Here is a 6,890-nt window from a genome sequence, read left to right as displayed (position 1 = left end):
GTGTGGACGTAAAGCGTCAGCAGTCCACACAACCGGCCCCGGAGGCCCGTCACCGCACCCACCACAAACCCAGCCCGCCGCAGGCGCAACGGCGACCAAGCCCCGCGGCGCAGCAGGCAGGTACGTGCGGGGCGCCGCAAAGCGCGCAACGGCGAACAAGCCCCGCGGCGCCGCAGACTGGTACGTGCGGGGCGCCGCAAAGCGCAACGGCGAGCGAGCCCCGCGGCGGGACAGACAGGTACGTGGGGGGGGGGAACTACAGACGCGCCGCTTTGAGGGCCATATGGAGAAGCAACCGATGCTCCCCGTCGTCCAGGTCCAGGCCCGTCAGTTTTTCGACGCGGCCGAGGCGGTAGTAGAGGGTCTGGCGGTGGATGCCCAGGAGCTGGGCCGTTCGGCTTGCCTGGCCGGCGCAGTCGAGGAACACCTCGGTGGTGCGGGCGAGTTCGGCGTGGGCGGGGGTGAGCAGGGGGCCGATCGCGGGGTCGGGATCGGTGACCGGCAGGGCGGTCAGCATGCGGTACGAGCCGATGGTGTCCCAGTGGGCGACCGGGCCCAGCCGGGGTTCCGCGCGGGCCGCGCGGGCCGCGGCGAGGGCCTCCTGCCACGAGGTGGGGAGTTCGGCCGGCTCCCGGGTGGCGCTGCCGATGCCGGCCGCGCCCGGGCGGGGCGGGGCGGAGCGCCGGGCGGTCCCGGACCGTCCGGGCCCGGCCGGAGCCGCGGTGGCCGGGGCGCTCCCCGCCCGCGGGGAGCGCAGCAGGTGTTCCGCCACTGTACGGGCGGGGGCCGACCCGCCCGTCGCCCGCAGCCGGACCAGCGCGGCCAGTGTGGGCGGGCCCGGCGCGCCCGCCGGACCGCCGGGGGAGCGCAGCGCGCACGCCGCGAGCAGGCCGGGCAGGCTCGGCAGCGGGGCCGCGTCGGTGTCCGAGGTGTCCCAGGGCGTCACCGCGACCAGGGTGAGCGGCAGGCCGGGGGTGAAGCGCAGGGTGTCGCGAAGGGCGTCGCGCAGCGCGGTCGCCGCGGCCGGCCGGCCGGCGTCCGGGCCGGTCAGCAACTCCCGCAGCAGATCGCCGAGTTCGGACCCGGCGCGGGCCTCCTCGGCCAGCAGTGCGCCGATCCGGGCGGCGCTCTCCATCGCCTGGGCGATCCGTGGGTCGGGCGGGGTGCCGTGGCCGCCCAGGGCCAGGTCGGTGAGGTGCCCGTCGTCCAGCAGCCAGACGTAACCGTGCACCACGCCCCGGTGGCGTACAGGGAGACAGATCCGGCCGCGGAAGACGCCGGCGGCCGGGTCCGGCGGGATCCGCAGCGGCGTCGTGGCCCGGGCGATCCCGAACGCCTCGAACCAGGCCCGGACCGCGGCGGAGGAACGGCGCTGCAGGATCGACCGGGTCCGCACCGGGTCCATGACCTCGTCGTCCTCGCCCTCGTGCGCGCCGAAGGCGATCAGCCCGAAGTCCCGGTCCTCCAGCGTCGCCGGTGCGCCGAGCGCCGCCGAGATCTCGTCCACCAGCTGCTGGTAGTCGCCCCGCATCCGCCGTTCGGTTCCTCTCCTGTCGCAGTGGTCCCCCCGCTCCCATTCTCATACATCTGTCTGAGATCCCGGCCACGAAGGCGTGACAGCTGTCGATGGCCGCCAAGTGGCGCGATCCTTAAGTTTCAGGTGGCTCAATCTTGCCGACGCGTCCGACCCTGCCCGGCGCGCCCGGTACTTGTCACCCTGAATGTGGAGGTGCCCCATGCTGGGTCCCGTGCTCCTCGCCGCCGCGCGCAGCGACAGCATCCGGCGCGTCGTCGCGGCCGCTCCGGTCACCCGACCCGTGGTGGAACGGTTCGTCGCCGGCGAGCGCCTGGACGAGGCCATGGCCGCGGTGCGGAATCTGGCCGCGCGCGGACTGGAGGTCACGCTCGACCACCTCGGCGAGGACATCACGGACCCGGCGGAGGCGCTGCGCAACCGCGACGCCTACCTCCGGCTGGCCGGAGCCCTCAAGGAGCACGGGCTCGGCGTGAAGGCCGAGATGTCGGTGAAGCTGTCCGCCTTCGGCCAGGCGCTGCCGGGCGGCCACGAACTGGCCCTGCAGAACGTCACTCCGGTGGTCGAGGCGGCCGCCGAGGCCGGGACGACCGTCACCCTCGACATGGAGGACCACACCACGGTCGACTCGACCCTGGCGATCCTCGCCGAGCTGCGTGCGCGGTTCCCCCAGACGGGCGCGGTGCTGCAGTCCTACCTCTTCCGCACCGAGGACGACTGCCGGGCGCTCGCCGGGGAAGGCTCCCGGGTGCGACTGGTCAAGGGGGCGTACAAGGAGCCCGCGACCGTCGCCTTCCAGGACAAGCGGGAGGTCGACCGGGCCTATGTGCGCTGCTTGAAGATCCTCATGGCCGGCAAGGGCTACCCCATGATCGGGTCGCACGACCCGCGGATGGTGGCCATCGCCCAGGAGCTGGCACACCGCAACGGCCGCAAGCCGGCGGACTACGAATTCCAGATGCTGTACGGCATCCGCGAGGCGGAGCAGCGGCGCCTGGTCGCCGAGGGGAACCGTATGCGGGTGTACATCCCGTACGGCACCGATTGGTACGGATACTTCATGCGCCGGCTCGCCGAGCGCCCCGCGAACCTGGCGTTCTTCCTGCGGTCGCTCGCGACCCGGGGATGACGGCGACCCGGGGCTGACCCCCCGGCCCCCCTTTACGTACGTACGAACCGACCACCGAAGGAGAAACGGCCGCCATGGACGCTGTGACCCAGGTCCCCGTGCCGGTGAACGAGCCGGTCCACACCTACGCCCCCGGCAGCGCTGAGCGTTCCCGTCTGGAGGCCAAGCTCAAGGAGCTTGCCGGCAACCCGCGGGAGCTGCCGATGACCATCGGCGGCGAGCGCCGGATGGGCGGCGGCGAGCGCTTCGACGTCGTCCAGCCGCACAACCACGGAGCCCGGCTCGGCACGTACGGCAACGCCACGGTCCAGGACGCCCAGGACGCGGTGGACGCCGCGCTGGCCGCCGCCCCCGCGTGGCGCGCGATGTCCTTCGACGACCGTGCCGCGATCATCCTCAGGGCCGCCGAGCTGCTCTCGGGTCCCTGGCGCGAGACGCTGGCCGCCGCCACCATGCTCGGCCAGTCCAAGACCGCCCAGCAGGCCGAGATCGACACTCCCTGCGAGCTGATCGACTTCTGGCGCTTCAACGTGCACTTCGCGCGCCAGATCCTCGCCGAGCAGCCCCCGGCGAACTCCCCGGGCGTCTGGAACCGCTCGGACCACCGGCCCCTTGAGGGCTTCGTCTACGCGATCACGCCGTTCAACTTCACCGCGATCGCCGGCAACCTCCCGACCGCCCCCGCCCTCATGGGCAACGTGGTCGTCTGGAAGCCCTCGCCGACCCAGACCTTCGCGGCCGTGCTGCTGATGGAGCTGCTGGAGGAGGCCGGGCTGCCCAAGGGCGTGATCAACCTGGTCACCGGTGACGGCAAGGACGTCTCCGAGGTCGCGCTGGCCCACCCGGACCTCGCGGGCATCCACTTCACCGGGTCGACCAAGACCTTCCAGTACCTGTGGAAGACGGTCGGCGCGAACATCGAGAACTACAAGACCTACCCGCGTCTGGTCGGCGAGACCGGCGGCAAGGACTTCATCGTCGCCCACCCCTCGGCCGACCGCGCCGTGCTGAAGACCGCCATGACCCGTGGCGCCTTCGAGTTCCAGGGCCAGAAGTGTTCCGCGGCCTCCCGCGCGTACGTCCCCGCCTCCCTGTGGAACGCCGGTTTCAAGGAGGAGTTCGCCGCCGAGGTCGAGTCGCTCGCCATGGGTGACGTCACCGACCTGTCGAACTTCATGGGTGCCGTCATCGACGAGCGGTCCTTCGCCAAGAACAAGGCGGCGATCGACCGCGCCAAGGCCGACCCGACCATCGAGGTCGTGGCCGGCGGCACGTACGACGACAGCGAGGGCTACTTCGTCCGCCCGACGGTCCTGGTCTCCACCGACCCGGACAACGAGATCTTCAAGGACGAGTACTTCGGCCCGATCCTCGGCGTCTTCGTCTACGACGACGCGGACTACGACGAGATGCTCACCCAGATGGAGTCCGCCTCGGCGTACGGCCTGACCGGTTGCGTCATCGCCCAGGACCGCGCCGCGGCCGCCGCCACCTGCGAGAAGCTCCGCTTCGCCGCGGGCAACTTCTACATCAACGACAAGCCCACCGGCGCCGTCGTCGGCCAGCAGCCCTTCGGTGGTGGCCGCGCCTCCGGCACCAACGACAAGGCCGGCGCCAAGCAGAACCTGATGCGCTGGACCTCCACCCGCTCCATCAAGGAAACCCTGGTCCCCCCGACGGACTACCGCTACCCGCACATGGGCTGACCGCCCCGGGACACGACGGCGGCCCGGCACCCCTCACAAGGGGGCGCCGGGCCGTCGGCTTCGGGTTCAGCTGCGGGTGTTCCGCGGCGGGCCGGTGATCGCCTGGCCGATCACGAATCCCTTGGCGGGGCCTTCGGGGATGGTCACTTCGGTCCCGTACGGCACCCGGTGGCTCTGACGGTAGTCCGCCTCCTCGGGGGCCGGCTGGGCCAGCACGGTGACGCTGCCGCCACCCTCTTGGTCGTCGACCAGCACATAGACGGGGATGCCGGCGCGGGCATAGGCGCGGCGCTTGCGGACCCGGTCGCGCTCCTCGCTCTGGCCCGGCGAGACCACCTCCGCCACCAGCCGCACGCCACGGGCGGCCAGGCCGATCCCGTCATCGGTGACGAACCCGTCGTCGTCCTCGTGGCAGACGACGGCGTCCGGGACCCAGCTCTGACGCTCGTGGATGACGTTCAGGGCGTTGTTGACCACGTAGGGCTTCGACTCCCCGTCCAGGAACCGGCTCAGTTCCCGGCGCAACCTGTTGCCGACCTTGCTGTGCCGGTGGTGGCCGGTGGGCGACACCTCGATGAACCCCTCGACGATCTCGGCGTGGAAGCCCTCGGGGAGTGCCATGGCTTTCCATGCCTGCCACAGAGTCTCGTCCAGATCGGGGCCGGGCGTTGTGGTCACGGGCGCCTCCTGTGCGGTGTGGGCTCGGCCGTCCTGCGCGAGCGACAACGCGACGCTAGCCAGGCGAGACCCCCCCGCGAGCTGCGGATGTCCGTGGATCACTCGTTCGAGTACGCGGAATCCGTCTCAGATAGTAGGAAGCCCAAGTAATTGTGCAGACATCACGGCCCGGCTGTCCTAGCTTTGTAGGAGCCGAACGTAACGCTCCATCGAGCGACTGCGGATGTGGCCCGGTGCGTGTGCGCAGGTGACCCCTGTTGCGCCGGGGCCCCCGCCCTTTCCGGCCCGCTTCTGGATCGACGTGTCCCATCCGTTCTCGGGGCTTTGGCATTGGAGACGTGAATCATGGCCGAGACCGCTGTCCGCAGGACCCGCCACTCCGCGCGTACGACCAACGACGCCGACCGCAGGAACGCCGCGGCCGCCCTCCAGCGCGCCCTCGACCGCCGGGACAACGGCGGCTCCACCGGGCACTGAGATGTTCCGCGCACAGAGTGGTGCCCGGGCGTCCGTACCGTGCCGCTGCTGGTGGCGGATCCGGTGCTCCGCCGCCCGGCTGATCTGTCACTGAGGGGTCGGGCCGCCCGTGGACGTGGTCTCCGGGCGTGTCCGCATGGCGGACGTTACGTGTCAATCCATGGGACGAAGAGTAGGGTCCAACCATGTCTCGCAGCATTCGCCTCGCAGTGATCCCCGGTGACGGTATCGGCCAGGAAGTCGTGGCCCAGGGCCTCAAGGTCCTGACCGCTGTCCTGCCGCAGGACGTCAAGCTGGAAACCAAGGAGTACGACCTCGGGGCCAGGCGCTGGCACGCCACCGGCGAGACCCTGCCGGACGCGGAGCTGGAGGCGCTCAAGCAGCACGACGCGATCCTGCTCGGCGCGATCGGCGACCCGTCCGTCCCCTCCGGCGTGCTGGAGCGCGGGCTGCTGCTCAAGCTCCGCTTCGCCTTCGACCACTTCGTCAACCTGCGCCCGTCGAAGCTCTTCCCGAACACGGCCACGCCGCTGGCGGGTCGCCCGGACATCGACTTCGTCGTCGTCCGCGAGGGCACCGAGGGCCCGTACACCGGCAACGGCGGCAGCCTGCGCACCGGCACCCCTGCCGAGGTCGCCACCGAGGTCAGCGTGAACACCGCCTACGGCGTCGAGCGCGTGGTCCGGGACGCGTACGAGCGGGCCAACGCCCGCCCCCGCAAGAAGCTGACGCTGGTTCACAAGAACAACGTGCTGGTCTACGCCGGCCACATGTGGAAGAACATCTTCGACAAGGTCGGCCAGGAGTACCCCGAGGTCACCACCGACTACCTGCACGTCGACGCGGCGACGATCTTCTTCGTCACCCAGCCCGAGCGGTTCGACGTGATCGTCACCGACAACCTCTTCGGCGACATCCTCACCGACCTCGCCGCGGCCGTGACCGGCGGCATCGGCCTGGCCGCCTCCGGCAACATCAACCCGACCGGTGAGTTCCCCTCGATGTTCGAGCCGGTGCACGGCTCCGCGCCGGACATCGCCGGCACCGGCAAGGCCGACCCGACCGCCACGATCCTCTCCGTCGCGCTGCTGCTGCGCCACCTCGGTCACGAGGCCGAGGCGGCCCGCATCGAGACGGCCGTCGCGACCGACCTGGAGGCCCGGGACGGCACCGCCCGCAGCACGGACGAGATCGGCGACGCGCTCGCCGCACGAGTAGCGGGCTGAGGCCCGCAGCGCACGCAGAGACGCACCGACAGCGCCGGGCCCCCACGGGGTTCCGGCGCTGTCCGCATTCCCGGCCGCCGGCCTCCCGCCGGTCGACCCTGTGCTAACGCCGGGCGGGATGCGACCATCGGACCCGGAGA

At 71.4% G+C, this 6,890-nt stretch carries 6 protein-coding genes; 4 read left to right on the top strand and 2 right to left on the bottom strand.

The features are described 5' to 3' along the window. Positions 1–256 precede the first annotated feature (256 nt). On the bottom strand, positions 257–1,531 hold the full coding sequence (locus ACZ7MX_RS31355) for a PucR family transcriptional regulator (protein ID WP_472136931.1): 1,275 nt from the start codon (positions 1,529–1,531) through the stop codon (positions 257–259). A gap of 205 nt (positions 1,532–1,736) precedes the next feature. Here ACZ7MX_RS31355 and ACZ7MX_RS31350 point away from each other — a divergent pair, with 205 nt between their 5' ends. Both ACZ7MX_RS31350 and pruA read left to right on the top strand, forming a co-directional pair. Continuing rightward, positions 1,737–2,663: a proline dehydrogenase family protein gene (locus ACZ7MX_RS31350; protein ID WP_472136929.1), complete on the top strand. Its 927-nt coding sequence runs from the start codon at positions 1,737–1,739 to the stop codon at positions 2,661–2,663. 74 nt (positions 2,664–2,737) lie between these two features. Beyond that, the gene (pruA, locus tag ACZ7MX_RS31345; protein ID WP_472136927.1) at positions 2,738–4,369 is read left to right on the top strand and encodes an L-glutamate gamma-semialdehyde dehydrogenase; all 1,632 of its coding nucleotides are present in this window, start codon (positions 2,738–2,740) and stop codon (positions 4,367–4,369) included. Between the two features lie 66 nt (positions 4,370–4,435). Here pruA and ACZ7MX_RS31340 read toward each other — a convergent pair whose 3' ends face one another. After that, positions 4,436–5,047, bottom strand: a complete 612-nt coding sequence (locus ACZ7MX_RS31340) for a Uma2 family endonuclease (RefSeq protein ID WP_472136925.1) — start codon at positions 5,045–5,047, stop codon at positions 4,436–4,438. A gap of 345 nt (positions 5,048–5,392) precedes the next feature. On the opposite strand from ACZ7MX_RS31340, the gene ACZ7MX_RS31335 reads away from it, so the two are divergent. After that, positions 5,393–5,524 (top strand): hypothetical protein, encoded by a 132-nt coding sequence (locus ACZ7MX_RS31335; RefSeq protein ID WP_261955507.1) that lies wholly within the window; start codon positions 5,393–5,395, stop codon positions 5,522–5,524. Between the two features lie 185 nt (positions 5,525–5,709). After that, on the top strand, positions 5,710–6,750 hold the full coding sequence (locus tag ACZ7MX_RS31330) for a 3-isopropylmalate dehydrogenase (protein ID WP_472136923.1): 1,041 nt from the start codon (positions 5,710–5,712) through the stop codon (positions 6,748–6,750). Positions 6,751–6,890: the final 140 nt, after the last annotated feature.

This window comes from Streptomyces sp. NPDC107765 (genome assembly GCF_055657085.1).
The sequence above is the reverse complement of the archived record's forward strand: the minus strand, read 5'-3'. Positions and strand labels throughout refer to the sequence as shown.

Excerpts from the sequence above, each read along its gene's own strand:
- ACZ7MX_RS31355 (WP_472136931.1), bottom strand. The coding sequence starts at position 1,531 with ATGCGGGGCGACTACCAGCAGCTGGTGGACGAGATCTCGGCGGCGCTC.
- ACZ7MX_RS31350 (WP_472136929.1), top strand. The coding sequence starts at position 1,737 with ATGCTGGGTCCCGTGCTCCTCGCCGCCGCGCGCAGCGACAGCATCCGG.
- pruA (WP_472136927.1), top strand. The coding sequence starts at position 2,738 with ATGGACGCTGTGACCCAGGTCCCCGTGCCGGTGAACGAGCCGGTCCAC.
- ACZ7MX_RS31335 (WP_261955507.1), top strand. The coding sequence starts at position 5,393 with ATGGCCGAGACCGCTGTCCGCAGGACCCGCCACTCCGCGCGTACGACC.
- ACZ7MX_RS31330 (WP_472136923.1), top strand. The coding sequence starts at position 5,710 with ATGTCTCGCAGCATTCGCCTCGCAGTGATCCCCGGTGACGGTATCGGC.